25 protein-coding genes and 1 tRNA gene are annotated in these 26068 nt (G+C 54.2%); 12 read left to right on the top strand and 14 right to left on the bottom strand.

Annotation, left to right across the window (positions count from 1 at the left end):
* Positions 1 to 126: 126 nt before the first annotated feature.
* Together nhaC and KEM39_RS02315 are read right to left on the bottom strand one after the other, a co-directional pair.
* Positions 127 to 1506 (bottom strand): Na+/H+ antiporter NhaC, encoded by a 1380-nt coding sequence (gene nhaC, locus KEM39_RS02310; protein ID WP_118997727.1) that lies wholly within the window; start codon positions 1504 to 1506, stop codon positions 127 to 129.
* Between the two features lie 290 nt (positions 1507 to 1796).
* Entirely contained in the window at positions 1797 to 3020 is a 1224-nt protein-coding gene (locus KEM39_RS02315; protein ID WP_118997729.1) for an MFS transporter, read from the bottom strand.
* Positions 3021 to 3225: 205 nt separating this feature from the next.
* On the opposite strand from KEM39_RS02315, the gene KEM39_RS02320 reads away from it, so the two are divergent.
* The 6 genes from KEM39_RS02320 to KEM39_RS02345 all read left to right on the top strand — a co-directional run bounded on the left by KEM39_RS02320 (position 3226) and on the right by KEM39_RS02345 (position 9113).
* Complete coding sequence (locus KEM39_RS02320; protein ID WP_118997730.1) at positions 3226 to 3639, top strand: YqaA family protein; 414 nt, start codon at positions 3226 to 3228, stop codon at positions 3637 to 3639.
* Between the two features lie 44 nt (positions 3640 to 3683).
* Entirely contained in the window at positions 3684 to 4313 is a 630-nt protein-coding gene (gene nth / locus KEM39_RS02325) for an endonuclease III (protein WP_078836083.1), read from the top strand.
* Positions 4314 to 4450: 137 nt separating this feature from the next.
* On the top strand, positions 4451 to 5950 hold the full coding sequence (locus KEM39_RS02330; RefSeq protein WP_118997731.1) for a DegQ family serine endoprotease: 1500 nt from the start codon (positions 4451 to 4453) through the stop codon (positions 5948 to 5950).
* Positions 5951 to 6150: 200 nt separating this feature from the next.
* Positions 6151 to 7671, top strand: coding sequence for a Na+/H+ antiporter NhaC family protein (locus tag KEM39_RS02335; RefSeq protein ID WP_118997732.1), 1521 nt, complete (start codon positions 6151 to 6153; stop codon positions 7669 to 7671).
* Positions 7672 to 7727: 56 nt separating this feature from the next.
* A complete protein-coding gene (gene nagZ / locus KEM39_RS02340; RefSeq protein ID WP_118997733.1) occupies positions 7728 to 8813 on the top strand; it encodes a beta-N-acetylhexosaminidase in 1086 nt (361 codons plus the stop codon).
* Between the two features lie 223 nt (positions 8814 to 9036).
* Positions 9037 to 9113, top strand: a tRNA-Pro gene (locus KEM39_RS02345).
* 333 nt (positions 9114 to 9446) lie between these two features.
* Here the strand turns inward: KEM39_RS02345 and KEM39_RS02350 are convergent.
* The 6 genes from KEM39_RS02350 to queC form a co-directional block, all read right to left on the bottom strand.
* Complete coding sequence (locus KEM39_RS02350) at positions 9447 to 10085, bottom strand: 7-carboxy-7-deazaguanine synthase QueE (protein ID WP_107863368.1); 639 nt, start codon at positions 10083 to 10085, stop codon at positions 9447 to 9449.
* Positions 10082 to 10453, bottom strand: coding sequence for a DUF1304 domain-containing protein (locus KEM39_RS02355; protein ID WP_118997734.1), 372 nt, complete (start codon positions 10451 to 10453; stop codon positions 10082 to 10084). Before KEM39_RS02355 ends, KEM39_RS02350 begins: the two co-directional genes overlap by 4 nt.
* A 270-nt stretch (positions 10454 to 10723) precedes the next feature.
* On the bottom strand, positions 10724 to 11143 hold the full coding sequence (locus KEM39_RS02360) for a hypothetical protein (RefSeq protein ID WP_042508533.1): 420 nt from the start codon (positions 11141 to 11143) through the stop codon (positions 10724 to 10726).
* Between the two features lie 381 nt (positions 11144 to 11524).
* Positions 11525 to 11947: a 6-carboxytetrahydropterin synthase QueD gene (queD, locus tag KEM39_RS02365; RefSeq protein ID WP_118997736.1), complete on the bottom strand. Its 423-nt coding sequence runs from the start codon at positions 11945 to 11947 to the stop codon at positions 11525 to 11527.
* A gap of 6 nt (positions 11948 to 11953) precedes the next feature.
* On the bottom strand, positions 11954 to 12472 hold the full coding sequence (locus KEM39_RS02370; protein ID WP_002243792.1) for a DUF1543 domain-containing protein: 519 nt from the start codon (positions 12470 to 12472) through the stop codon (positions 11954 to 11956).
* Between the two features lie 27 nt (positions 12473 to 12499).
* Positions 12500 to 13159, bottom strand: a complete 660-nt coding sequence (queC, locus tag KEM39_RS02375; RefSeq protein ID WP_118997737.1) for a 7-cyano-7-deazaguanine synthase QueC — start codon at positions 13157 to 13159, stop codon at positions 12500 to 12502.
* Positions 13160 to 13674: 515 nt separating this feature from the next.
* Between queC and KEM39_RS02380 the strand changes: the two genes are divergently transcribed.
* The 4 genes from KEM39_RS02380 (at position 13675) to KEM39_RS02395 (ending at position 16898) form a co-directional block, all read left to right on the top strand.
* On the top strand, positions 13675 to 14895 hold the full coding sequence (locus tag KEM39_RS02380; RefSeq protein ID WP_118997739.1) for a YihY family inner membrane protein: 1221 nt from the start codon (positions 13675 to 13677) through the stop codon (positions 14893 to 14895).
* 4 nt (positions 14896 to 14899) lie between these two features.
* Positions 14900 to 15349: a DUF6636 domain-containing protein gene (locus KEM39_RS02385; RefSeq protein ID WP_118997740.1), complete on the top strand. Its 450-nt coding sequence runs from the start codon at positions 14900 to 14902 to the stop codon at positions 15347 to 15349.
* Between the two features lie 72 nt (positions 15350 to 15421).
* Positions 15422 to 16465, top strand: a complete 1044-nt coding sequence (gene argC / locus KEM39_RS02390) for an N-acetyl-gamma-glutamyl-phosphate reductase (RefSeq protein WP_118997741.1) — start codon at positions 15422 to 15424, stop codon at positions 16463 to 16465.
* A gap of 118 nt (positions 16466 to 16583) precedes the next feature.
* Positions 16584 to 16898, top strand: a complete 315-nt coding sequence (locus KEM39_RS02395; protein WP_153067776.1) for a hypothetical protein — start codon at positions 16584 to 16586, stop codon at positions 16896 to 16898.
* Positions 16899 to 17079: 181 nt separating this feature from the next.
* Here KEM39_RS02395 and recG read toward each other — a convergent pair whose 3' ends face one another.
* From recG to grxC, 3 genes are all read right to left on the bottom strand, one after another.
* Complete coding sequence (gene recG / locus KEM39_RS02400; RefSeq protein ID WP_118997742.1) at positions 17080 to 19122, bottom strand: ATP-dependent DNA helicase RecG; 2043 nt, start codon at positions 19120 to 19122, stop codon at positions 17080 to 17082.
* 85 nt (positions 19123 to 19207) lie between these two features.
* Positions 19208 to 19651, bottom strand: a complete 444-nt coding sequence (gene secB / locus KEM39_RS02405; RefSeq protein WP_003754271.1) for a protein-export chaperone SecB — start codon at positions 19649 to 19651, stop codon at positions 19208 to 19210.
* A 20-nt stretch (positions 19652 to 19671) separates the two neighbouring features.
* On the bottom strand, positions 19672 to 19929 hold the full coding sequence (grxC, locus tag KEM39_RS02410; RefSeq protein WP_002214462.1) for a glutaredoxin 3: 258 nt from the start codon (positions 19927 to 19929) through the stop codon (positions 19672 to 19674).
* Between the two features lie 213 nt (positions 19930 to 20142).
* Between grxC and rng the strand changes: the two genes are divergently transcribed.
* Positions 20143 to 21636 carry a ribonuclease G gene (rng, locus tag KEM39_RS02415; protein ID WP_118997767.1) on the top strand — a complete coding sequence of 498 codons (1494 nt, stop codon included), beginning with the start codon at positions 20143 to 20145 and terminating at the stop codon, positions 21634 to 21636.
* 34 nt (positions 21637 to 21670) lie between these two features.
* On the opposite strand, the gene KEM39_RS02420 is transcribed toward rng, so the two are convergent.
* From KEM39_RS02420 to KEM39_RS02430, 3 genes are all read right to left on the bottom strand, one after another.
* On the bottom strand, positions 21671 to 22921 hold the full coding sequence (locus KEM39_RS02420; RefSeq protein WP_211709552.1) for an ATP-binding protein: 1251 nt from the start codon (positions 22919 to 22921) through the stop codon (positions 21671 to 21673).
* An 81-nt stretch (positions 22922 to 23002) separates the two neighbouring features.
* A complete protein-coding gene (locus KEM39_RS02425) occupies positions 23003 to 23677 on the bottom strand; it encodes a response regulator transcription factor (RefSeq protein ID WP_211709544.1) in 675 nt (224 codons plus the stop codon).
* 114 nt (positions 23678 to 23791) lie between these two features.
* Positions 23792 to 24364 carry an NADPH-dependent FMN reductase gene (locus KEM39_RS02430; RefSeq protein ID WP_211709545.1) on the bottom strand — a complete coding sequence of 191 codons (573 nt, stop codon included), beginning with the start codon at positions 24362 to 24364 and terminating at the stop codon, positions 23792 to 23794.
* Between the two features lie 158 nt (positions 24365 to 24522).
* On the opposite strand from KEM39_RS02430, the gene dacB reads away from it, so the two are divergent.
* On the top strand, positions 24523 to 25932 hold the full coding sequence (gene dacB / locus KEM39_RS02435) for a D-alanyl-D-alanine carboxypeptidase/D-alanyl-D-alanine-endopeptidase (RefSeq protein WP_211709546.1): 1410 nt from the start codon (positions 24523 to 24525) through the stop codon (positions 25930 to 25932).
* Positions 25933 to 26068 lie beyond the last annotated feature (136 nt).

The raw sequence follows: 26068 nt of genomic DNA on the forward strand, positions 1-26068 counted from the left end.
AGAGCCGTTTCTGCACAGTTTAGAATGACGGTACGGGCGTTTTCTGTTTCAATCCGCCCCATCCGCCAAACATAAAAATGCCGTCTGAAACCGTTGCAAGTTTCAGACGGCATTTCGCTTATCCGCTTATTTTTTGCTCAAAGTCAGCCCCGTCCAGCCGAATAACAGTGTCAAAGCTAAACTCAAATAGCAGAAAAAGGCATAAGGCAGATATTCCCAGACCGGCACGCCCAGCGCGTGGCTGATGAACACGCCGCACACGCTCCACGGAACAAGCGGGTTAATCACCGTCCCCGCATCTTCCAGCGTCCGCGACAGATTGCGCGAATGCAGGCCGAGCCTGTCGTAAACGGGTTTGAACGTTTCTCCCGAAAGCAGAATGCTCAAATATTGTTCGCCAATCAGGAAGTTCACTCCAACCGAAGTCATGGCAACGCTGAACGTCGCACGTCCGGCATTCGTCAAAAAGCTGCGGACGGCATCCAGCAGGGAAGGAATCGCGCCGAGCGAAAACAGCAGCCCGCCCAAACTCATCCCGAGAATCACGATGGTTTGCGTGAAAAACATACTTTCCAAACCGCCGCGCGAAATGAGTTTGGCGATGTCTTTAAACGCTTCGCCTTCGAGTTTGTAGCCACCGTAAAACCACGCGCCGAGCTGACGCAGATCGGGCGTGCTGTGCAGATACGTTACCGCAACGGCAACCATGACGGTAAAGAGCATGGCGACGACGGCATTGACGCGCATCAATGCCAAAACGACCAACAGTGCAAACGGAATCAGCGAATAGCCGTGCACCAATCCCGTGGCTTCAAGCTGGCTGCGGAAGGATTCGACGCTGCCCATATCGTATGCGGCGACATTCGGCAAAAGCCAAAGCATCAGTGCCGCGCTGATGAGCCACGCGGGGATGGTGGTGTACATCATGTTTTTGATGTGTTCAAACAGATCGATACCGACGATAGAGGCGGAAATGCCCGTGGTGTCGGAGAGTGGGGACATTTTATCGCCGAAAAACGCACCGGAAACAATCGCGCCCGCCGTCATCGCCATATCGGCATGAAACGCCGCCGCCATCCCCATAAAGGCAACGCCGACCGTAGCGCAGGTGGTCAGGCTGCTGCCGATGGACACGCCGATGACGGAACACAGCGCGAAGGCGGAAAAATAAAAATAAGTCGGGGAAATCAGTCCGAAACCGTAATACATCAGCGTCGGAATCGCGCCGCTCATCATCAGCGCGCTGACCATCAGCCCGATGAAGAAAAACAGGTAAATTGCGCCCATACCCTGATTTAACGCGCCTATCATGCCCTGCTGCATATCATTGTATTTCAAACCGCGCGCCAAGCCGTACAAAATCAGCACGACAATGGCAGCAATAATGGACATATGCGGCAGCCACTCCAATGAAATGATGGTATAGCCCATCGCGGCAATCAGAGCGACGACGACGGCAAGTGCCTCACCGCGCGGCATATCGAGTAAGGATTTGAAAGCAAACATGATTCTTTGCCCGATTTGATATAAAGTTAACGGATTCTAACACACCATACCGAATCCGCCCGACGTTTTCAGACGGCATTTTAGCGTTTTACAAAAGCCGGACAGAAACAAAACGGCAATTTTTTCAATCTAAATTAATTTTTTTGAAATATAATTTTTTATTTTTTTGTTTGTTGGCATATAAGACTTTTATGGATTGAAATATTAAAACCTCGGCACACACGCCGCAAACACCGGTACGCAAAAATGCCGTCTGAAAGATGTTCAGACGGCATTTCTCAAGAAAAAGATTATTTGTCCGCCCGATACCCGTACACCGCAAAAAACACGATATACAGGTAACAGATGACGGAAACGACAAACGAAGACATCAGGGTGTAAGTATCCGCCGCCCAGCCTTGAATCACCGGCACGACCGCACCGCCGACAATCGCGGTACACAGCACACCGGAAGCCGCGTTGGTGAATTTGCCCAACCCTTTGGTTGCTAAAGAGAAAATCGTCGGAAACATAATCGAGTTGAAAAAACCGATGGCAAGCAGCGACCACATCGCCACATCCGCATTGCCGCTGCCCGTCGCCATCGCGACGGCAAGCAGTACGACCGCAGCCGATGCGTTAAACGCCAAATAACGGTTGGGGGCGAATTTCGCCATCACTGCCGAACCGAGGAACCGTCCAACCATCGCGCCACCCCAATAAAACGACAGATAATGGGCGGCGGAAGCATGGTCCAGCCCTTTCAGATAACCCAATACGTTGACCATCAGCGAACCGATGGAGACTTCCGCACCGACGTAGCAGAAAATGCCTGCCGCACCGAACACGAGATGTTTGTATTGCCATACGCCGGTTTTGCCGTCATGGTTATGCGCGCTTTCTTCGGCGGCAATTTTGCGCGCGTCGGGCAGCCGGATCATTTTCACGAGAACGGCAAGGATAATCAGCAGCCCCGCCAGTCCCAAATAGGGAATCTGTACGGAAGAAATCTGTTCCGCCTTGCTGACGGTTTGGGTTGCGTCCGCCAGAATCAGGAACGCGCCGATTTGAGGCGCAATGGTCGTACCCAAAGAGTTAAACGCCTGAACCAGCGTCAGCGTTGCCGATTCCTTGCTGGGTTTCGCCAGCAGGGTAACATAAGGATTACCGGCGACCTGAAGCAGTGTTACGCCGGAAGCCAAAATAAACAACGCGCCCAAAAATACCGCGTAAGAATGGCTGCCCGCAGCAGGATAAAACAACAGGCATCCGACCGCCGTCAGCAGAAAGCCGCCGATAACGCCGTTTTTATAACCGATTTTGCCCACCAGCGTACCCATGGGAATCGACATCACCGCATAGGCGGTAAAGAAACAGAATTGAATCAGCATCGCCTGAACGTAAGTCAGGTCGAAAATTTCTTTCAAATGAGGGATAAGGATGTCGTTCATGCAGGTAATAAAACCCATCATGAAGAACAGCGTGGTCAAGACGACCAACGGGGATGTATGGTTGTTTTGTGATTGCGCAGACATGATTTGCCTTTCATTTTATTGGAATACATTGCACGGTTCGGACGGCAAAAATTGACATTCTTCAAGGGCGGCGTGAATCATACTGACATTTCACAAATTTGCAAGCCGCCGGCATATCCTTGCCGGACAACATCCGCTATTATCCCGACAAGCACGCCGACGCTGTATTTTTTCAATCCTCATTTTGATTTATCACAAACCGTACATGACCGTCTTTTACGCCTACGCCGCACTCGCCTTTTCCGCCTTCACTTCCGCCACCCTCCTGCCCGGCACATCCGAAGCCGCCTTTGCCCTGTTCGTCCACCGCTTTCCCGAACACGCATACGGCGCGTTGCTGTGCGCCGGCCTTGCCAACGGACTGGGCAGTATGGTTTCCTATTGGATGGGACGTTTGCTGCCTTCCCGAAAAATGCCGTCTGAAAAAACAATCAGGATAATGAAGCGTTACGGCGTATGGCTGCTTGCGTTTGCCTGGCTGCCCGTCGTCGGCGACGCACTGCCGCTTGCCGCCGGCTGGCTGCGGTTGAATCCGTGGACAAGCGGGCTGATGCTGGTTATCGGCAAAACGGCGCGTTACGCCTTCATTCTGTGGGGAATGCAATATTACGCCGCCTGAACCGTGCGTTATAATGCCGAACGCACAAACCGACTGCACAAAAAATGAACAGACAAATCCGCCAAGAAATCTTCGAGCGTTTCCGCGCTGCCAACCCCCATCCTACCACCGAGCTGAATTTCAACTCCCCTTTCGAGCTTTTAATTGCCGTTCTGCTTTCGGCGCAGGCGACCGATGTCGGCGTAAACAAGGCGACGGCGAAGCTGTTTCCGGTTGCCGATACGCCGCAGGCGATGCTGGATTTGGGCTTGGACGGCGTGATGGAATACACGAAAACCATCGGGCTGTATAAAACCAAGTCCAAACACATCATGCAGACCTGCCGCATCCTGCTGGAAAAATACAACGGCGAAGTGCCGGAAGACCGCGAGGCTTTGGAATCGTTGCCTGGCGTGGGGCGCAAAACGGCAAACGTGGTATTGAACACGGCGTTCGGACACCCCGTTATGGCGGTCGATACGCATATTTTCCGCGTGTCCAACCGAACCAAAATCGCCCCCGGGAAAGATGTGCGCGAAGTCGAAGACAAACTGATGCGCTTCATTCCTAAAGAGTTCCTGATGGACGCGCACCACTGGCTGATTTTGCACGGACGCTACACCTGCAAGGCACTCAAACCGCAATGCCAAACCTGCATCATCAACGATTTGTGCGAATATCCCGCCAAAGCCTGACCGCCGCCGCCCTTCAAAATGAAACGCTTGAAAATTCGGACGGACGTTGTAGAATTTCAACCTATGCCGTCTGAAGCCGACAACATGCGTTTCAGACGGCATTGAAGTCAATATCGGTACGAAACAAAGGACAAAACGTGTTCAAAAAATACCAATACCTCGCTTTGGCAGCACTGTGTGCCGCCTCGCTGGCAGGCTGCGACAAGGCAGGCAGCTTTTTCGGTGCGGACAAAAAAGAAGCATCCTTCGTAGAACGCATCGAACACACCAAAGACGACGGCAGCGTCAGTATGCTGCTGCCCGACTTTGCCCAATTGGTGCAAAGCGAAGGTCCGGCAGTCGTCAATATTCAGGCAGCCCCCGCCCCGCGCACCCAAAACGGCAGCGGCAATGCCGAAACCGATTCCGACCCGCTTGCCGACAGCGATCCATTCTACGAATTTTTCAAACGCCTCGTCCCGAACATGCCCGAAATTCCCCAAGAAGAATCCGACGACGGCGGATTGAACTTCGGTTCGGGCTTCATCATCAGCAAAGACGGCTACATCCTGACCAATACCCACGTCGTTGCCGGTATGGGCAGCATCAAAGTCCTGCTCAACGACAAGCGCGAATATACCGCCAAACTCATCGGTTCGGATGTCCAATCCGACGTGGCGCTTTTAAAAATAGACGCCACGGAAGACCTCCCTGTCGTCAAAATCGGCAATCCCAAAGATTTGAAACCGGGCGAATGGGTCGCCGCCATCGGCGCGCCCTTCGGCTTCGACAACAGCGTTACCGCCGGCATCGTGTCCGCCAAAGGCAGAAGCCTGCCCAACGAAAGCTACACACCCTTCATCCAAACCGACGTTGCCATCAATCCGGGCAACTCCGGCGGTCCGCTGTTCAACTTAAAAGGACAGGTCGTCGGCATCAACTCGCAAATATACAGCCGCAGCGGCGGATTTATGGGCATTTCCTTCGCCATCCCGATTGACGTTGCCATGAATGTTGCCGAACAGCTGAAAAATACCGGCAAAGTCCAACGCGGACAACTGGGCGTGATTATTCAAGAAGTATCCTACGGTTTGGCGCAATCGTTCGGTTTGGACAAAGCCGGCGGCGCACTGATTGCCAAAGTCCTGCCCGGCAGCCCCGCAGAACGTGCCGGCCTGCAGGCGGGCGACATCGTCCTCAGCCTCAACGGAGAAGAAATACGTTCTTCCGGAGACCTTCCCGTTATGGTCGGTGCCATTACGCCGGGAAAAGAAGTCAGCCTCGGCGTATGGCACAAAGGCAAAGAAATCACAATCAAAATCAAGCTGGGCAACGCCGCCGAGCATACCGGCGCATCATCCAAAACAGATGAAGCCCCCTACACCGAACAGCAATCCGGTACGTTCTCGGTCGAATCCGCAGGCATTACCCTTCAGACACATACCGACAGCAGCGGCGGACACCTCGTCGTCGTACGGGTTTCCGACGCGGCAGAACGCGCAGGCTTGAGGCGCGGCGACGAAATCCTCGCCGTCGGGCAAGTCCCCGTCAATGACGAAGACGGTTTCCGCAAAGCTATGGACAAGGCAGGCAAAAACGTCCCCCTGCTGGTCATGCGCCGTGGCAACACGCTGTTTATCGCATTAAACCTGCAATAACACACATAATTTAACCAAAATATTTTTTAAATGATAAAATGCCCATCAATATCGATTAATGGGCATTTTAAAAAATCGGTTATTTGATTTTAAACAAATATTTTTTACGACAAAAATATTTCCGCCCATTTTGCCAACAAAACCCAAACCGGAGGCGGACAGATACCCTCCCATCCGGACGCTTAACACCCCCACAAACCATGCAGCTGATTGACTATTCAAATTCATTTTTCTCGGTTGTGCCACCCTTTTTGGCACTCGCACTTGCCGTCATTACCCGACGCGTACTGCTGTCGTTAAGCATAGGCATTTTGGTCGGCGTTGCCTTTTTGGTCGGCGGCAACCCCGTCGACGGTCTGACACACCTGAAAGACATGGTCGTCGGCTTGGCTTGGTCAGACGGCGATTGGTCGCTGGGCAAACCAAAAATCTTGGTTTTCCTGATACTTTTGGGCATTTTCACTTCACTGCTGACCTACTCCGGCAGCAATCAGGCGTTTGCCGACTGGGCAAAACGGCACATTAAAAACCGGCGCGGCGCGAAAATGCTGACCGCCTGCCTCGTGTTCGTAACCTTTATCGACGACTATTTCCACAGTCTCGCCGTCGGTGCGATTGCCCGCCCCGTTACCGACAAGTTTAAAGTTTCCCGCGCCAAACTCGCCTACATCCTCGACTCCACCGCCGCGCCTATGTGCGTGCTGATGCCCGTTTCAAGCTGGGGCGCGTCGATTATCGCCACACTTGCCGGACTGCTCGTTACCTACAAAATCACCGAATACACGCCGATGGGGACGTTTGTCGCCATGAGCCTGATGAACTATTACGCGCTGTTTGCCCTGATTATGGTATTCGTCGTCGCATGGTTCTCCTTCGACATCGGCTCGATGGCACGTTTCGAACAAGCCGCCTTGAACGAAACCCATAATGAAACAGCCGTTTCAGACGGCATCGAGGGCAGGGTTTACGCGTTGATTATTCCCGTTTTGACCTTAATCGCCTCAACGGTTTCCGCCATGATCTACACCGGCGCGCAGGCAAGCGAAACCTTCAGCATTTTGGGGGCATTTGAAAATACCGACGTAAACACTTCGCTGGTATTCGGCGGCACTTGCGGCGTCCTTGCCGTCGTTCTCTGCACGCTCGGCACGATTAAAACCGCCGACTATCCCAAAGCCGTTTGGCAGGGTGCGAAATCTATGTTCGGCGCAATCGCCATTTTAATCCTCGCCTGGCTCATCAGTACGGTTGTCGGCGAAATGCACACGGGCGACTACCTCTCCACGCTGGTTGCGGGCAACATCCATCCCGGCTTCCTGCCCGTCATCCTCTTCCTGCTCGCCAGCGTAATGGCGTTTGCCACCGGCACAAGCTGGGGGACGTTCGGCATTATGCTGCCGATTGCCGCCGCCATGGCGGTCAAAGTCGATCCCTCACTGATTATCCCGTGTATGTCCGCCGTGATGGCGGGGGCGGTATGCGGCGACCACTGTTCGCCCATCTCCGACACGACCATCCTGTCTTCCACAGGCGCGCGCTGCAACCATATCGACCACGTTACCTCGCAACTGCCTTATGCCCTGACGGTTGCCGCCGCCGCTGCATCGGGCTACCTCGCATTGGGTCTGACAAAATCCGCGCTGTTGGGCTTTGGCACAACAGGCATTGTATTGGCGGTGCTGATTTTTCTGTTGAAAGATAAAAAACGCGCCAACGCCTGACCCCTTTCCCTGTTCAGACGGCATATGCCGTCTGAAGCTTTTTGGAGCAAACCAAAATGACTGTTCCCCATATTCCGCGCGGCCCCGTCATGGCAGACATTGCCGCCTTCCGCCTGACCGGAGAAGAAAGGCAACGCCTGCTCGACCCCGCAATCGGCGGCATCATCCTCTTCCGCCGCAACTTCCAAAACATCGAACAGCTCAAAGAACTTACCGCCGAAATCAAAGCCCTGCGCACACCCGAACTCATCATCGCCGTCGATCACGAAGGCGGCAGGGTACAACGTTTCATTGAAGGCTTCACCCGCCTGCCCGCAATGAGTACGCTCGGCGAGATTTGGGACAGAGAAGGCGCGGAAACCGCCGAAACCTATGCCGAACACATCGGATGGGTGTTGGCAACCGAGCTTTCCGCCTGCGGCATCGATTTGTCCTTCACGCCCGTCTTGGATTTGGACTGGGGAAACTGCCCCGTTATCGGCAACCGCAGCTTCCACCGCAACCCCGAAGCCGTAACCCGCCTCGCCCTCGCCCTGCAAAAAGGCTTGAATCGCGGCGGCATGAAATCCTGCGGCAAACATTTTCCCGGACACGGGTTTGTCGAAGGAGACAGCCATTTGGTGCTGCCCGAAGACGGGCGCAGCCTGTCCGAACTCGAAGCCGCCGACCTCATCCCTTTCCGCATTATGAGCCGCGAAGGTATGGCGGCGGTTATGCCCGCCCACGTCGTTTATCCGCAAGTGGATGCCAAGCCCGCCGGGTTTTCCGAAATCTGGCTCAAACAGATTTTGCGCCGCGACATCGGATTCAAAGGCGTGATTTTCTCGGACGATTTGACTATGGAGGGCGCGTGCGGTGTCGGCGGCATCAAAGAACGCGCCCGCATTTCCTTTGAGGCAGGTTGCGACATCGTCCTCGTCTGCAACCGTCCCGACCTTGTGGACGAACTGCGCGAAGATTTCCGCATTCCCGACAATCCCGCTTTGGCGCAACGTTGGCAATACATGGCCAACACGCTCGGCAGTGCCGCCGCGCAAGCCGTGATGCAGACGGCGGATTTTCAAGCGGCGCAAGCCTTGACCTCCCGTTTGACTTCGCCGCAGGACACGGCGGGCGGCGTAAAAGTCGGCGAAGCCTTTTAAATCGGCTGCGTTTCAACAATCTGCCGATTTCAACCGTTTGTCAGGGAAAGGCAATGATTTTCCGGTTAAGTAGAAATTTATCCTATTGAATTACTTGAAGATAAGGATGCTTATCAACACTGTATTCAAACACAGCGTTTTAAATCCGCCCGACACGCGGCAAAAAGGCAAAACGGTATAGGCACGCCGTATTTTTTGCGCTATAATCACGCCTTACTTAATTCGGAATGTAGCGCAGCCCGGTAGCGCACTTCGTTCGGGACGAAGGGGTCGGAGGTTCGAATCCTCTCATTCCGACCAAATCCAAACCGCCTCGGTATCCATTGCCGGGGCGGTTTTTCCCTTTTGGCGGCAACAGAAAAATACCGTCTGAAACAGCATTCTGTTTCAGACGGCATTTCGTTTTCCCCCAACCCTGCCATTTGCGTACACTGAAAAAGGGTATCTGCAACGTTCAAAAGACCATCGGAATTTAGGAAGCCGGGCGTGTACCCAACAGCGGCATCTTATTCAGTAAGGTTCCGCCCAATCAGGCAGCGGAAATGCCGGCAGTTTCACGCGGAAGCGGTACACTTCCCGTATGTCGAACATCGGCAAAACGGCAAGCCGGCCCTTTGAGTTACATTGCGTAAACTACTCTATCCCCGCCCATTTGTGCGTCTGCACGCTCAACTGCCAATGTACGGGCGCGTCGGGGCGGCTGTTTAAAATACCGATTTGGCGGATAGTGTCGTAAATGTTCATTGCGCCGTTTTGTTCGCAGGGCGAAAGGTAGTAATGGTGCGCGCGGATTTTGCGTTCCATATTTTCACAGAACCCGATGACATCGCCGTCGGCAACAATCCGCACTTCGTCGGCGGTTTCGATACAGCTTTTTTCGTATTTGGCGGCATAGCAGGCTTTGGGGCTGGTGGCGACATAGTCGATTTGCGGCGGCGCAGGATTGAGTCCGTTGGTTTCGATACAGAGGAAATAGCCTTCCGCCTTGAGCGTGTCCAGCAGCGCATCGAGATGCGGCTGTATGGTCGGCTCGCCGCCGGTGATGATGATGTTGCGGGCGGCGTAGGTTTTCAGACGGCCTAAGATGTCGGACAGGCTCATCATGCCGAATGTCAAATAATCGGTATCACACCAGCCGCACGCCAGATTGCATTTACCCATGCGGACGAACACGGCAGGCATGCCCGTGTTCCAGCCCTCGCCTTGCAGGCTTTCAAAGATTTCAACGATGCGGTATTGCGGATTTTCGGGGGCGACGCTGATTTTTTTCATGCCGCCAATACCGCCGCCGCTGCCAAAAATGCGGGCAACCCCTGTTTGACGAGTATGCCTTTGTTGCCTGTGGTAAACGCGCCCCACGCGGCGGCAATCAGGACGAAGCCGAGAAACAGAATCGTCGCGCCGTAAACGGCATTGTCCGGCACGGCAAACCGCGACCACACCAGCCCGATGCCGAGAAAGCCGTTATACAGCCCTTGATTGCCAAACAGGATCTGCACTTGCTTTTGTTCCATAAATTCATAAGGCAGCTTGAACGTTTCCGCCGCTTTTTCGCTGGGAATCTGCGTCATTTCAAGCCAGGCGATGTAAAAATGTTCGGCGGCGACGAAGAGGACGAGAATGGTGGAAAGAAGTTTCATGGGTGTTCCTTTTAATGGGTACGTTTGAGATGGAATGCCGTTTGAAAAGACGGGGAATCCGTGCAGGAGAAAAAACCGTTTTACGGTATATTGGTAGATCTTATCTGCTCTGGCTCTCAGGCTTCGTTCGCCGGGTGTGAATCCGTCCAAACGGTCTAGGGCATTATTCTCCACCGCATTCTGCCCCAGCACGCCCCCTACCTGTGCACTGATCAGCATGAAAAAAGTGTAAACAATGCAATTTTTCCAATAAATAATCAATACAGAAATTTACTTGCATCTATTATATTCACTTTGCAACCATGTTAAATCACTGTATTTTATTTTATTAATTTTATCAAAAACTATTTGGTGCTTATTTATTTGAGCATTTTCTATACTATCAGTTAGTTTGTTAATACGTAATAGCTTTAACTTTTTATTTGTATAGCAGAAATCATGCACAATACCTCCATCAATATATGAAAAATAAATAAAGTTACCCTCTTCTATATAGTTATTAATAAAGAAATAAATAATGGAATTCTGATTTTTATCTATTAAGAAATAGTTAAATGGTATGCCAGAATTATAACTGTATGACTTCTCAAAAATAAATCGTTTTGTTGATAATTCCTTCTCATTTGGATAAAAAATGAAAATCCAAAATAAAGTCATAACTACCCATAAAATTATTTTTTTAATTAACAATATTAACTCTCCCTTTGAAATCTATCTTGAATTTTGTACCACTAGTGGATTAACAAAAATCAGGACAAGGCGACGAAGCCGCAGACAGTACAAATAGTACGGAACCGATTCACTTGATGCTTCAGCACCTTAGAGAATCGTTCTCTTTGAGCTAAGGCGAGACAACGCTGTACTGGTTTAAATTTAATCCACTATAAAGCAGATTCAAATAAGGACGCCCCACATCGTCATTCCCTCGCAGGCGGGAATCCAGAGATTTGGAATTGCTGCAATTTTTAAATATTCCTGATAAATCAAGGTCTGGATTCCCGCCTGCGCGGGAATGACGGCTTAGTGCAAGTTTCATTCAAATTCACTATATCGATACGTTCAAACTATCCCCTACCCCCCTTCATACTCCGCACACGATGTCGGCGTTTCCCACAATTTCACGCCGCACACGTTCAGCCCCGCGTTTTTCAGACGGCCGTACATTTCGACCGCCATATTTTCGGCAGTCGTGCGGCAGGGCAGGCGCAGGGTTTTCATATTCCAGCCTTCCAAGAGTGCGGCGATTTGGCATTCGCGGTCGTTGCCGACGTTGTAGATAAACGCGTGGTCGAAAGGGTCGGTAATGTGTTGTTTGACGATGGCTTTCAAGTCGGTAAAGTCCATCACCATACCGTCTTTCGCGCCACCTTTGATAATGCCGTCTGAAACGGTGATTTCGAGTTTGTAGGTATGCCCGTGCAGGTTTTGGCATTTGCCGTCATGCCCGTCGAGCATATGCGAGGAGTCGAAGGTGAAGATTTTGGTGATTTTCATGGGTTCTCAAATGGGCAAATAACCTTGAAAGCCGATTTCGGCGGGTTTGCCGTGCGGATTCGGGGTCAGGCGGATATGGAAATTGCCGATGCGGTCGAGCGCAAGCAGGTTGTCCACATCTTTTAAGTTGTCTTTATGCTGCTGAACATAGCTGTCGGTCAACAGGGTTTGCAGGGCTTTTTGTTTGGCTTCGGCAGGCGTGGCGGCGGCGAACAGCCCGAACGCGTGCGCCTCGGCAAGCTGCCCTGCGCGATAGCCGCCGACATTGGCAAAATACAGGCGTGGGGCGTTTTCAGACGGCATTTTCGTTTTGGGCGTTTCGGATACGGCGATGTCGTAACCGTCCGCCCATTCGACAACCTGCCAGCCGTCGATGTGGATTTTGTCCGCATCGCCGAACCACGCGGCTTTGAGTGCGGGGACGGCTTCACGGTAGTCGTCGCACACGGCAAATTGGATGTCGTGCACTTCGATATTCGACCTGCCGGCATTGCCGCCGAGGTAAAACATATGGAGCTTGGGCATATCGTATTCCTTATGGTTTGCGCGTGTTCAGACGGCCTTTTTACTTTCCAGATATTCCGCCAGCCCGCGTTCGCGCAAGATACAGCTCGGGCATTCGCGGCAGCCGCCAACGATGCCGTTATAGCAGGTGTGGGTTTGCTCGCGGATATAGTCCAGCGCGCCCATTTCGTCCGCCAACGCCCAAGTTTGCGCCTTGGTCAGATACATCAGCGGCGTGTGGATTTGAAAATCATAGTCCATCGCCAAATTAAGGGTAACGTTCATCGATTTGACGAATACATCGCGGCAGTCGGGATAGCCGGAGAAGTCGGTTTCGCACACACCCGCGATGATGTGCCGTATCCCCTGCCCTTTGGCGTAAATCGCGGCGTAGAGCAGGAAAAGCGCGTTGCGGCCGTCTACAAAGGTATTCGGAACGCCGTTTTCGGCAGTTTCGATGGCGGCGGCTTCGTCCATCAGGGCATTGTGCGTAATCTGCCGCATCAGGCTCAAGTCGAGTACGGTTTGTTTGACGCCCAAATCCTGCGCAATCCAGCGGGCGCGTTCCAGCTCAACGGCGTGGCGTTGCCCGTATTGGAAAGTGATGGCCCGGACGTTTTCGCGCCCGTAGGTTTGGATTGCCTGAATCAGGCAGGTGGTCGAATCCTGACCGCCCGAAAAGATGACCAAGGCTTTTTGGTTTGACATATCGAATCCTAGTTTTGGTAACGCGGGAGGTTTGCGAACCGCGAAGTTGGAAAAATCGGATTATAACAAACTCCGAATGCGGACTGCGTACCGCCGCCGATGCCGTCTGAAGCCGCCGTGGCATCCGGCCGGGCAACGGCACGGCTTGAAATCTCCGAAAAACAGCCTGTTCGCGGAATTTGACGCATCACGATGCGCCGCCCCCAGCCAGCCAAGACCTTGCCGATATTGGGAAAAAATAAAGGCTGCGTCTGAACCATCCGCCGATTCCGACTATTTGCCGGGGAAAAGGCAATTATTTTTCAGTATTGAAACGCCGTCAAAATAAAAAAATCGGGGGCTTATTCATTTTGTAGACGGCATTTGAAAACGAAGCCCACCATAAGCGATGCGCCAGCAAAGGCTTCGGCTTGTTTTCATCCGGATCCGCACCTGCGGCGCAACGGGGCAGGATTTGGGGGCGGCGGCGGTTTCGGTTACAATCTGTGCTTTCCGTTCGGTACAGGCATATAAAAATGACGGTATTTTCAAAGTATTGGCAAAAAGGTATGGAAAACGGCGGCGTGGCCTTCCTACTGTTTGTCGCCCGCCGTTTCAGCGAAGAGCGCGTACCTCAGGCGGCGGCGAGTATGACGTTTACCACGCTGCTGGCTTTGGTGCCGGTACTGACGGTAACGGTGGCGGCGGTTTCGGTCTTTCCGGTATTTGAGAACTGGTCGGGGGCGTTTGTGTCCTTCGTCAAACAAACCGTCGTGCCGCAAGGGGCGGACAAGGTGCTGGATTACCTCGACGCGTTCCGCCGGCAGGCAGGCAGCCTGACCGCCATCGGCAGCGTGATGCTGTTCGTCACGTCGCTGATGCTGGTTCGGACGATAGATCAGGCGTTTAACCGCATTTGGCGCGTTGGCGAACAGCGTCCTTGGATGATGCAGTTCCTCGTTTATTGGGCCCTGCTGACTTGCGGGCCGCTGTTTTTGGGCGTAGGCATCTCGCTGACGGCGGGATGGGGGGAATCGTGGCTGCTGCGCCCGCTGGCAATGCCGCTGGGAACAGTGCTGCTTTTGTGGGGGCTGTACTGCTTTGTCCCCAACCGTTTCGTACCCGCGCGGCACGCCTTGATCGGAGCGGCGGCGACGGCTTTGTGCCTGTGGTGCGCGCGCGCGGCTTTTGTGTGGTATATGGGCAGTTTCGACGGCTACCGCTCGATTTACGGCGCGTTTGCCGCCGTGCCGTTTTTCCTGCTGTGGCTGAACCTGTTGTGGACGCTGGTGTTGGGCGGGGCAGTGCTGACAGCCTCACTGTCGTATTGGCAGGGCGGGGCGTTTCGGAAAAATGCGGACGCGCGCGGCGGCTTTGACGATGTGTTGGACATTTTACTCTTGCTCGACGCGGCGCAAAAACGCGGCAAAGCCCTGCGGATCCGGCAGTTCAGACGGCATATCGGTATGGGCTACGACGAATTGGGCGCGCTCTTGGAAAAACTGGCGCGCTACGGTTATGTTTATTCCGGACGGCAGGGCTGGGTTTTAAAAACAGGGGCGGATGCCATTAAATTAGACACGCTTTTTAAACGCTTTGTGTACCGTCCTTCCGCCGCCAATCAAAACCCCGTCGGACAAGCCGTCGGCAGGCTGGTGCAACCCTGCCTTCAGTCTTTAGAGATAACGCTGGCGGAGTTTGCCGCGCAAACAGGGCAAACCGCCCCCTCACCGTCCCAACCGCCGTCCGAAGGATAAAACGATGCGGCCGAAAAACCTCCTCATCCTCATCTCCGCAGCCGTCTTTGCTTCGGCACGCGCCGATGCGCCCGACGGCGTTTTTACCGTCAACTTCCAATCCCCGAGCGGCAACATCGTCTGCGGCGGCGACACCGGACCGCCGGAAGGCGAAGAACCGTGGCACGGCGTATCCTGCTTTATCCACGAAACCGACAATACCAAACCCGCCATGCCGAAACCCAAAGGATGCGGATTCGACTGGGGCAACGTGTTCAACATCGACAACAAAGGGAAAGCCTATATGAGCTGTTACAGCGACTACCCGTACAGCCCGAATCCGCCCGTCCTCGCCTACGGACACACCGCCAAAGGAAAAGGTTGGCAGTGCGGCAGCCTCGAAAACGGCGTACTCTGCACCAACTCGGCAGGACACGGCTTCCTGCTCAACCGCAAATGGCAGCGTATGTTTTAAAACAGAATGCCGTCTGAACCGCAGTTTTGCAGCGTTCGGACGGCATACCCGCCAACCACACAAAGGAAAACTATGAGCAAAAAAATCAAAGCCGGCATTGTCGGCGCGACGGGCTACACGGGCGTGGAACTGCTGCGCCTGCTTGCCGCCCATCCCGATGTCGAAGTTGCCGCCGTAACCAGCCGCAGCGAAGCCGGAACCGCGGTTGCCGATTACTTTCCGAGTTTGCGCGGCGTGTACGGCCTCGCCTTCCAAACGCCCGACGAGGCAGGTTTGGAACAATGCGACATCGTCTTCTTCGCCACGCCCAACGGCATCGCCATGAAAGACGCGCCGCGCCTGATTGAACAGGGCGTGCGCGTCATCGACCTTTCCGCCGACTTCCGCATACGGGACATCCCGGTATGGGAACACTGGTACGGTATGCCCCACGCCGCCCCCGGCCTCGTTTCCCAAGCCGTGTACGGATTGAGCGAACTCAACCGCGAAGCCGTCGCACAGGCGCGCCTCGTCGCCAACCCGGGCTGCTATCCGACCTGCGTATCCCTGCCGCTCGTACCGTTATTGCGGCAATGCCGTCTGAAGCCCGGTATGCCGCTGATTGCCGACTGCAAATCCGGCGTATCCGGCGCGGGCAGGAAAGGCAATGTCGGTTCGCTGTTGTGCGAAGCCGGCGACAACTTCAAAGCCTACGGCATAACCGGACACCGCCACCTGCCCGAAATCAGGCAGACCATCGCCGGGCTTCAGGACGACATCGCCGAAGGATTCGTGTTCACGCCGCACCTCGCGCCGATGATACGCGGTATGCACGCCACCGTTTACCTCCACCTTTCAGACGGCATCTGCCCCGAAACCGTCCTGCACGACTATTACCGCGACAGCCCGTTCGTGGACATCCTGCCCGCAGGTTCGACACCCGAAACCCGCAGCGTACGCGGCGCAAACCTCTGCCGCATCAGCATCCAACAGGCGGCGCAATCCGATGTGTGGGTCGTCCTTTCCGTCATCGACAACCTCGTCAAAGGCGCGGCGGGACAGGCGGTGCAAAACATGAACATTATGTTCGGACTGGAGGAAACACACGGCTTGGGCGGCATCCCCCTGCTCCCCTGAAGCGCAAACGGCAAACCGCAGGCATCGTGCCTGCGGTTTTTGATGCCGTCTGAAAGCGGCGGTTTTTTTTGGTTCGGACGGCTTTGGGCCCATCATTCCCACGCAGGCGGAATCTGGTTTGTTAAGTTTCGGTTGTTTTGGCGTTTCGGGAAACTTCCAAATCGTCATTCCGCGAAAACAACAACCTAAAATTCCGTCATTCCCGCGCAGGCGGAAATCTAGTTTATCCGGCTTCAGCGATTTCCGACACATTTCCACACGCTTCGATTCCGTCATTTCTCCGGTTTCAGTCATTGCCGATAACACCGTGGTTTTTTCATTTCCAGATTCCCGCCTGCGCGGGAATGACGGCGGAAGGCTTGCCGTTTTTCCCGATAAGTCTCTGCGGCTTCTCATTGCCGGTTTCCGCCTACTTGGGAATAACGGGATTTGAAATCATGAAAATGTGTCAAAAATAATATAGTGGATTAACAAAAACCAGTACGGCGTTGCCTCGCCTTGCCGTACTATTTGTACTGTCTGCGGCTTCGTCGCCTTGTCCTGATTTTTGTTAATCCACTATAAAAATCAGATTTCCGTTACACTTTTTTCCAATATTTCAGACGGCATTTTGCTCACACGCCCAAATACCCTTCCCTGCCGGAAAGCCATCGTGCCAGATGCGCCTCGACGATTTCGGGGTTTTGTTCAATCAGTATCGGGGCGGTTTCACGCGCCTGTTCCAAAAGGTGCAGGTCTTCTTCAAGCTTGGCGAAGCGCAGCATAGGCACGCCGCTTTGGCGCGCGCCGAGAAATTCGCCGGGGCCGCGGATATTGAGGTCTTGGCGGGCGATTTCGAAGCCGTCGGTGTGTTCATAGATGACTTTCAGCCGCGCTTTGGCGAGTTCGCCCAAGGGTTCGGCAAACAGGAGGACGCACACGCTTTCCGCCGCGCCGCGCCCTACCCGTCCGCGTAATTGGTGAAGCTGCGCCAAGCCCATGCGCTCGGCGTGTTCGATGACCATCAGGGCGGCGTTGGGCACATCTACGCCGACTTCGATGACGGTGGTGGCGACCAAAACGTTCAGACGGCCTGCGGCAAATTCCGCCATGACTTCGGCTTTTTCGGCAGCCTTCATGCGCCCGTGTACTAAGCCGATGTTGAGTTCGGGCAAGGCTGCCTGAAGCTGCTCGAGGGTTTCGGTAGCGGTTTGCAGTTGCAGGGTTTCACTTTCTTCAATCAGCGGGCAGACCCAGTATGCCTGCTGCCCTTTGCGGCAGATGTTGAGGACGAAGCCTTCGACTTCGGCGCGGCGGACATTATTGACGAGGCGCGTTTTAATCGGTGTTCGCCCGGGCGGCAGTTTGTCGATGACGGACACGTCCAAGTCGGCGAAAAAACTCATGGCGAGCGTGCGCGGGATGGGCGTGGCGGACATCATCAGCTGATGGACTTCGCGCCCTTTGTTTTTGAGGGCGAGGCGTTGGGCAACGCCGAAACGGTGCTGTTCGTCCACGATGGTCAGGCCCAAATTGTGAAACGTCACGCCGTCTGAAAACAGGGCGTGCGTGCCGACGGCGATTTTGACGCTGCCGTCGGCGAGTTTGGCTTTGGCTTCGTCTTTGGCTTTTTTGCGCAAACTGCCAAAAAGGCGGACAACTTCAATGCCCAAAGGTTCGAGCCATTGTTTAAATTTAATAAAATGTTGTTCGGCAAGGATTTCGGTCGGTGCCATTACAGCCACCTGCGCGCCGGATTCGATGGCGGTCAGCGCGGACAAGGCGGCGACGATGGTTTTGCCACTGCCGACATCGCCTTGCAGCAGGCGGTGCATCGGGTGCGTTTGCGCCATATCGGTTTGAACTTCCGCCAACACGTTTTCTTGTGCATCGGTCAGGGCAAACGGCAGGGCGCGGCGCAGGGCTTGGGTCAATACGCCATTGCCGCGCAATGCCGCCGCCGAGCCGCCGATACGCTTCTGCCGCGCCAGCCGCATAGAAAGCTGTTGCGCCAAAAGTTCGTCGAATTTGAGCCGTTGCCATGCAGGCAACGTGCCGTCTGAAAGCTGATGAATCGTGAAACTTGGCGGCGGCGAATGCAAAAGGCGCAGGCTTTCGGCGAGGTGTGGCAGCTTCAGACGGCACAGCAGGGCATCGGGCAGCGTGTCGTGCAGCGGCGTAACGTCCAACGCCGTCTGAATAATACGGCGCAAAGTGGGCTGGTTCAAACCGTTTACGGTCGGGTAAACCGGCGTGAGGCTTTCCGCCAAACCGCCGCCCTCGGCATCGCGGATTTTGGGATGAATCATCTCGTCGCCGTAAAAGCCGTGTTTGATTTCGCCCACGGCGCGGATGCGTTTGCCGACCGCCGTCTGCTTCTGATGGCTGGCGTAAAAGTGGATGAAGCGCAGAAAAAGGACGCTGCCGGAGCCGTCGGCGATTTGGACAATCAGCTGCTTGCGCGGTTTGAACGTTACTTCCTGATGGATAACCTCGCCCTCGACCTGGCACGGCACGCCGATCGGCGCGTCCTTAATCGGCATAATGTGCGTCTCGTCCTCGTAACGCAGCGGCAGGTGCAACACCAAATCCCACGCGGTATGGAGGTTGAGTTTGTCGAGCTTCTTGGCGGAAACATCAGTGATTTTGAGCTGTTTCTGGGTTTCGGGCGACATCATAGGCAGATTCCTTCGGACGCGCCTATTTTATCCGAAAACAAAAATGCCGTCTGAAACAGATTCAGACGGCATCGGCAGGCAGGAATCAAGCCCCGGCGGCTTCGGCTTCCTGCTGTTGTTGGTAAATCGCCTCAAAATTAATCGGCGCAAGCAAGACGGGCGGGAAGCCGGCGCGCGTTACCGTACTGGAAACGGCTTCGCGCGCGTAAGGGAAGAGGATGTTCGGACACGCCACGCCGAGCAGCAGGTCGGCATCTTCTTCGGGGATGTTTTCCAAACGGAAAATACCGCTTTGGGTTACTTCGTTCAAAAACATCGTGCGCTCGTTATCCAATTTGGCGGTAACGGTTACGGTAACGTCCACGTTGTAGTAGCCGTCTTCCAGCTTTTGGCTGCCGGTGGAAACGCGCATATCCACTTCGGGCTCGCCCTGTTCCAAGAAGATTTGCGGCGCGTGCGGCACTTCCAAAGACAAGTCTTTGACATACAGTCGCTCGATGCTGAATACGGGTTGCAGTTCTTCGCTCATTTTGTTTTCCTAGTTGGGGGTTAAGGGTTCAGCAGTCCGTCCAGCCCACCTTCCTGCTGGAGGCGGTAGAGGTCGGTAAATCCGCCAACGTGCGTTTCGCCGATGAAAATCTGCGGCACGCTGCGCTGTCCCGAAAGCTGCTGCATTTCGGCAAAGGCTTCGGGGCTTGCATCGACACGGATTTCGTCGATATGTCCGACACCTGCCGCGTGCAGCAGCCTTTTCGCCATCGTGCAGTAGGGGCAAAACGGACCTGTGTACATGGTAACGGTCTGCATATTGGGTTTCCGAAAGTTTTGCAATGATAATCAATATAGGGGCATTTCCCCCGTTTGGCAAGTGCGGAACAGATGCACGTTCAAACGGCATGTGCGGAGTGTGTCAAACTTTCTTTTTTAAAGTATGATAGGCATTGTGAAAAATATTTTTGCACCCGCTCTGCGCGGCGGAACGGATGCAAAAATATTTTTATTACATTTTCAGGAAAAACCATGTTGTCAGGACTTCCCATCCCCAAAGACATCGCGCGCCCGCCCGAAACGATATTGGTCAACATCACACCGCAGGAAACGCGCGTGGCGGTGTTGGAGGAAAACAATATCTGCGAGCTGCACATCGAGCGCAACAGCGGGCACAGCCTGGTCGGCAATATCTATCTGGGCGTGGTGCGCCGCGTGCTGCCCGGGATGCAGAGCGCGTTCATCGACATCGGTTTGGAACGCGCGGCGTTTTTACACATCGTCGATGTCCTCGAACAACGCCGCAACCCCGAAGAAACCCAGCGCATCGAACATATGTTGTTTGAAGGGCAGTCGGTTTTGGTGCAGGTCATCAAAGACCCCATCAACACCAAAGGCGCGCGGCTTTCCACCCAAATCTCGCTGGCGGGGCGTTTCCTCGTCCATCTTCCGCAGGAAGAACATATCGGCGTATCTCAGCGCATCGAAGACGATGCCGAACGCAGCAATCTGCGCGAGCGTCTCAACAAGCTCCTGCCGGAAAAGGCATGCCACGGCTACATCATCCGCACCAACGCCGAAAACGCCACCGACGAACAGCTACAATCCGACATCGACTACCTGACCAAAGTGTGGGAACACATCCAAGAACAGGCAAAAATCCAACCGCCGGAAACCCTGCTTTATCAGGACTTGCCTTTAAGCCTGCGCGTGTTGCGCGATATGGTCGGCTGCGACACGCAAAAAATCCTCGTCGACTCTACTGCGAACTACGGCCGCATGACGCGTTTTGCCGAACAATACGTTCACGGCGCATTGGGCAGGATAGAATTGTTCAAAGGCGAACGCCCGCTGTTTGAAACCCACAACGTCGAGCAGGAAATCAGCCGCGCCCTGCAACCGCGCGTCAACCTCAACTTCGGCAGCTACCTGATTATCGAGTCCACCGAAGCGATGACCACGATAGACGTGAACACCGGCGGTTTTGTCGGCGCGCGCAACTTCGACGAAACCATCTTCCGCACCAACTTAGAGGCCTGCCACACCATCGCCCGCGAACTTCGCCTGCGCAACCTTGGCGGCATCATCATCATCGACTTCATCGATATGGCGCAGGAAAGCCACCGCGAAGCCGTGTTGCAGGAGCTTGCCAAAGCCCTCGCCTTCGACCGCACGCGCATCACCCTGCACGGCTTTACCCATTTGGGGCTGGTCGAGCTGACGCGCAAACGTTCGCGCGAAAACTTAAACCAAGTCCTCTGCGAACCCTGCCCTTCCTGCCAAGGCAGAGGCCGTCTGAAAACGCCGCAAACCGTGTGCTACGAAATCCAGCGCGAAATCGTCCGCGAAGCGCGCCGTTACGATGCCGAAAGTTTCCGCATCCTCGCCGCCCCCAACGTCATCGATTTGTTTTTGGACGAAGAATCGCAATCCTTGGCAATGCTGATAGATTTCATCGGCAAACCGATTTCTCTGGCAGTCGAAACCGCTTACACACAGGAACAATACGACATCGTATTGATGTAGGAAATGCCGTCTGAAGCCTTCAGACGGCATCCGTTTATTTCAGGGATTCCTTGTCCAACAAGGCGCGTATCAGCAGACCGTGTCCGAAACGTCGGCTGTCGGTCAGTTCCAAATATCCGCCGTATTTTTTGGCTAGCGTGTCGGCGATGGACAGACCCAGCCCCGTCCCCTGCTGCTCCGTTCCCAAAATACGGTAAAACGGATCGAGGACGCGGGCGCGTTCGGATTCGGGAATGCCGTTCCCGTTATCTTCCACCCACACGGCAAGATATTTCCCTTCGTCTGTGAAACCCAAATCTATCCTGCCTTCGGGAGGCGTGTAACGTACCGCGTTGTCGGCAAAGGTTTTAATCAGCGTATAGATTTCCGTTTCGTCGGCAAATATTTCGACATCGTCTCCGACCGCCACACCGATGTCCTGACGTTTTTCCAAAGCCAGCGGCATCAGTTCCTGCAACACTTGGCGGAAACGGCTTTGCAGCCCGAATGTCGTTTTCGCCAAGGGGGTTTCGTCCGACTGCGAACGCGCCAGTGCCAAAAGCTGCTCGAGCAGGTGTTTGTTGCGCCGTATGCTTTGCTGCAAAACGGCGGACTGCCGCGCCGCTTCGGGCGGGAGCGGCATATTGTTGAGCCGTTCCGCCTGAAGGGAAAGGGCGGTCATCGGCGTACGCAATTCGTGTGCTGCGTCGGCAACAAACCGCTGACGGCGGCGTATATCTTCATCAACACGTTTCAAAAGCAGGTTGATGGCGGTTACGAAACCTCTGATTTCACTGGGAATATTGTCCACACTCAAGGCAGACAGGTCATTGATTCGGCGTTGTTCGAGACTTTGCGACAATTTGCGGACGGGGCGCATGGCTTTGTGCGTAATCCACACGGTCAGCAGTATCATCAGCGGCAGTGCCGCCAGCAGTGGCAACACGCTTTGCCGTGCCGCATCCGCCGCCAAATCTTCACGGTATTCGTTTTCCTGCATGACGGCAATCCGTCCCTGCTCGGTCGTGCGGATATAGACGCGGTAATAATCGTCGTCATCGTCCGCCTGAAGCGTGTGCAGACCGTCCGCCAGATGCGCGGGCAGGCTGACAACAGGGTCTTCCTGCTGCGGCATCTGTACCAAAATACGCGTATCGCCGTCGCCCTCGGGCAAAGTTTCGGGTTTGGAATCGGGGGCGACGTACAATGCCGCCTGACGGAGCAGGTCGTCCTGCAACGCTTCCGTTTCGTGGAAGGTTTCGTAGTAGGAAAACATACCTGCAAGCATTGCCAGCGGAACAAACATCCAAATCAGGGCAAGGCTGATTCTGACCTGAAGCGAATGTTTTAAAATTTTAAAAAAACGGTCCGGCATCTTCGTTCCTGTTCAGACGTCATCTTGACGCGGCATCAGCCAGCCGACACCGCGCACATTTTGTATGCTTTCCTTACCCAGTTTCTTACGCAGCGCGTGAATCAGAAAATCCACCGCATTGCTTTCGACTTCCTCGCCCCAGCCGTAAACCTTGTCCTCCAAATCCGAGCGCGACAAAATCACGCCCGGCCTCGCCAGCAAAGCCTGCAATACTGCAAACTCCTTGTTGCTCAATGCCACCTGCCGCCCCTCGGCAATAATTTCCGCCTGATACGTTGCCGGATTCAGCGAAATCACGCCGTTGGACAGGCAAACCTGTCCCTGACCGCCGCCGCGCCGCAACACTGCCCGCATCCGCGCCTTAAGCTCCGCCATATCGAACGGCTTGACGATATAGTCGTCCGCACCGCCGTCCAAACCGTTCAGCCGGCTGTACAGATCATCCCGCGCCGTAACGATCAGCACGGGGACGGTACAGCCTGCCGCGCGTATTTCCGACAAAACATCCAAACCATCGCGCCCCGGCAAACCCAAATCCAGCAGCATCAGGTCATAAGGCTGGGCAGCGGCCGCCGCCGCAACCTGCGCGCCGTTTTTGACCCAATCCACCGCATAGCCGCCGTCTTTCAAACTTGCCGACACCGCTTCCGCAATCATCGCATCGTCTTCAACCAACAATACACGCATCAACTTTCCCTTCAAAATAAACCGTGCCTATTCTAACACCCCAAAATTAGCCGCAATTTAGCAGCAACAAAAAACCGCAGAACCAAGATTCTGCGGTTTTTGACCGTTTCCAACCTATTTTGCGTGTTTCTCCACCAGAGAGACAAACTGATTAATATATGACTGAACAAAATCCCTTGCCGAGTCAACCAATTTGCCTTTTTCATCAAACAGCGTCGGCGAATTGCCCAAAAACACTTCCGGCTGTCCGGTTACGGGCATATCGAAATAAGACAGGGCAAGACGCAGGTTTTTTTGCGAACTGTAACCGCCCATCTTGCCGACGGAATGGCTGATGATGCCGGCAGGTTTGTTTTTCCAAGCCACATCGGCATTCGGTTTAGAACCGATGTCCACCGCATTTTTCAAACAGGCGGGAACAGTGCGGTTGTTTTCGGACGTAACGAACAAAATGCCGTCTGAAGCCTTAATCGTTTCGCGGAAAGCCGTGTAGCTTTCGGGCAGCGGCACATCTTCCACCGCAGGGTCGTCATAATCGAAATTATAAAGCGGCAGATGTCCGATTTCGACAATTTCCGCCTGATAGTCTTCTGGAAACATCTGTACCGCATTCAATGCCACCTTGCGTGCAAAAGAAGCACGGCGCAGGCTGCCCACCAAAATACTGATTTTCTTAGCCACAATCATTCCTCCTGAATATTAAGTTTGTGTGTTTCAATCATTTAATAATGATAGCGATTATTATATATGCGATTTCCCCTGCAAACAAGCCGGCCCGCCGCCCCGGCGTTCCCACTTATCCGGCTTTGCCTTATAATTGCTTTTTTTATGTAACAGATTCACCTATGAATTTCCCCAAAACAGCGGCCTTTCTGCTGCTGCTTCTCACCTCCCTCGCCGCACACGCGCTCGATACCGGCCGCATTCCGCAAAACGAAATCGCCGTATATGTCCAAGAACTCGGCAGCGGCAGGGTCGTCATCGACCACCGCGCGGATGTCCCCGTCAATCCCGCGTCCACGATGAAACTCGTTACCGCGTTTGCCGCCTTCAAAACCTTCGGCAGCAATTACCGCTGGGCGACCGAGTTTAAAAGCAACGGCAAAGTGAGTAACGGCACGCTCGATGGCGATTTGTATTGGGCAGGCAGCGGCGACCCCGTTTTCAATCAGGAAAACCTGCTTGATGTTCAAAAACAGTTGCGCGACAAAGGCATACGCAATATCACGGGACACCTGATACTCGACCACAAGCTGTGGGGCGAAGTCGGCAGTCCCGACTATTTTGAAGCCGACAGCGGTTCGCCGTTTATGACGCCCCCAAATCCGACTATGCTGTCTGCCGGTATGGTTATGGTGCGCGCCGAACGCAATACCGCCGGCAGTACCGACATCCTCACCGATCCGCCTTTGCCGCATATTTTCGCCCAAAACAACTTGAAAATTACCGCCTCCAAAGCTACCTGCCCTTCGGTCAAAAAACTGATGCGCGCATCTTTTTCGGACAATACGCTGAAATTGCGCGGCAATATTCCCGAAAGCTGTTTGGGCAAGCCTGTCGGTGTCCGGATGTTCGCACTTGACGAACTGATCCGGCAAAGTTTTACCAACCACTGGCTGCTCGGCGGCGGACGGATTTCAGACGGTATCGGCATAGCCGACACACCGGAAGGCGCGCAGACGCTTGCCGTTGCACACTCAAAGCCGATGAAGGAAATTTTGACGGACATGAACAAGCGTTCGGACAATCTGATTGCGCGTTCCGTCTTCCTCAAACTCGGCGGCAACGGCAAACTACCCGCCGTTTCCGAACAGGCAGCGTCTGCCGTCCGGCGCGAACTTGCCGTATCAGGCATCGATGTTGCGGATTTGGTTTTGGAAAACGGTTCAGGTCTGTCCAGAAAAGAAAGGGTAACAGCAAGAATGATGGCGCAAATGTTGGAAACGGCTTATTTCAGCCCGTTTGCACAAGATTTCATCGACACGCTGCCCATCGCCGGCACAGACGGAACTTTGCGCAACCGCCTCAAGCAAAGCGGCGGGCTGCTGCGCCTGAAAACCGGCACGCTCAACAATGTCCGCGCATTGGCAGGCTACTGGCTGGGCGACAAACCGATGGTCGTCGTCGTCATCATCAACAGCGGACGTGCCATTTCCCTACTGCCTGATTTGGACAACTTCGTTTCTAAAAATATCATTCCCGGAGGCGACGGCTGGCTGGATGCAAAACTGATGTGCAAAGAACGCCACGCCTGAACGGACAAAAATATAGTAAATTAACAGGTTACCGCATTGCCGTACAGTTTGCAGTTTCACCGCCTTGTTCCGATTTCTGCCGACCCACGATAAAATGCCGTCTGAACTTGCACTGCCCCAACTTATAGGGTGCAGT

Origin of the sequence: Neisseria sp. Marseille-Q1983 (assembly GCF_018224585.1) — a bacterium.
Taxonomy (GTDB): Bacteria; Pseudomonadota; Gammaproteobacteria; order Burkholderiales; family Neisseriaceae; genus Neisseria; species Neisseria polysaccharea.

Coding starts and splice junctions, on each gene's coding strand:
- nhaC (WP_118997727.1), bottom strand. CDS start 1,506: ATGTTTGCTTTCAAATCCTTACTCGATATGCCGCGCGGTGAGGCACTT.
- KEM39_RS02315 (WP_118997729.1), bottom strand. CDS start 3,020: ATGTCTGCGCAATCACAAAACAACCATACATCCCCGTTGGTCGTCTTG.
- KEM39_RS02320 (WP_118997730.1), top strand. CDS start 3,226: ATGACCGTCTTTTACGCCTACGCCGCACTCGCCTTTTCCGCCTTCACT.
- nth (WP_078836083.1), top strand. CDS start 3,684: ATGAACAGACAAATCCGCCAAGAAATCTTCGAGCGTTTCCGCGCTGCC.
- KEM39_RS02335 (WP_118997732.1), top strand. CDS start 6,151: ATGCAGCTGATTGACTATTCAAATTCATTTTTCTCGGTTGTGCCACCC.
- nagZ (WP_118997733.1), top strand. CDS start 7,728: ATGACTGTTCCCCATATTCCGCGCGGCCCCGTCATGGCAGACATTGCC.
- KEM39_RS02350 (WP_107863368.1), bottom strand. CDS start 10,085: ATGAAAAAAATCAGCGTCGCCCCCGAAAATCCGCAATACCGCATCGTT.
- KEM39_RS02355 (WP_118997734.1), bottom strand. CDS start 10,453: ATGAAACTTCTTTCCACCATTCTCGTCCTCTTCGTCGCCGCCGAACAT.
- queD (WP_118997736.1), bottom strand. CDS start 11,947: ATGAAAATCACCAAAATCTTCACCTTCGACTCCTCGCATATGCTCGAC.
- KEM39_RS02370 (WP_002243792.1), bottom strand. CDS start 12,472: ATGCCCAAGCTCCATATGTTTTACCTCGGCGGCAATGCCGGCAGGTCG.
- queC (WP_118997737.1), bottom strand. CDS start 13,159: ATGTCAAACCAAAAAGCCTTGGTCATCTTTTCGGGCGGTCAGGATTCG.
- KEM39_RS02380 (WP_118997739.1), top strand. CDS start 13,675: ATGACGGTATTTTCAAAGTATTGGCAAAAAGGTATGGAAAACGGCGGC.
- KEM39_RS02385 (WP_118997740.1), top strand. CDS start 14,900: ATGCGGCCGAAAAACCTCCTCATCCTCATCTCCGCAGCCGTCTTTGCT.
- argC (WP_118997741.1), top strand. CDS start 15,422: ATGAGCAAAAAAATCAAAGCCGGCATTGTCGGCGCGACGGGCTACACG.
- recG (WP_118997742.1), bottom strand. CDS start 19,122: ATGATGTCGCCCGAAACCCAGAAACAGCTCAAAATCACTGATGTTTCC.
- secB (WP_003754271.1), bottom strand. CDS start 19,651: ATGAGCGAAGAACTGCAACCCGTATTCAGCATCGAGCGACTGTATGTC.
- grxC (WP_002214462.1), bottom strand. CDS start 19,929: ATGCAGACCGTTACCATGTACACAGGTCCGTTTTGCCCCTACTGCACG.
- rng (WP_118997767.1), top strand. CDS start 20,143: ATGTTGTCAGGACTTCCCATCCCCAAAGACATCGCGCGCCCGCCCGAA.
- KEM39_RS02420 (WP_211709552.1), bottom strand. CDS start 22,921: ATGTTTGTTCCGCTGGCAATGCTTGCAGGTATGTTTTCCTACTACGAA.
- KEM39_RS02425 (WP_211709544.1), bottom strand. CDS start 23,677: ATGCGTGTATTGTTGGTTGAAGACGATGCGATGATTGCGGAAGCGGTG.
- KEM39_RS02430 (WP_211709545.1), bottom strand. CDS start 24,364: ATGATTGTGGCTAAGAAAATCAGTATTTTGGTGGGCAGCCTGCGCCGT.
- dacB (WP_211709546.1), top strand. CDS start 24,523: ATGAATTTCCCCAAAACAGCGGCCTTTCTGCTGCTGCTTCTCACCTCC.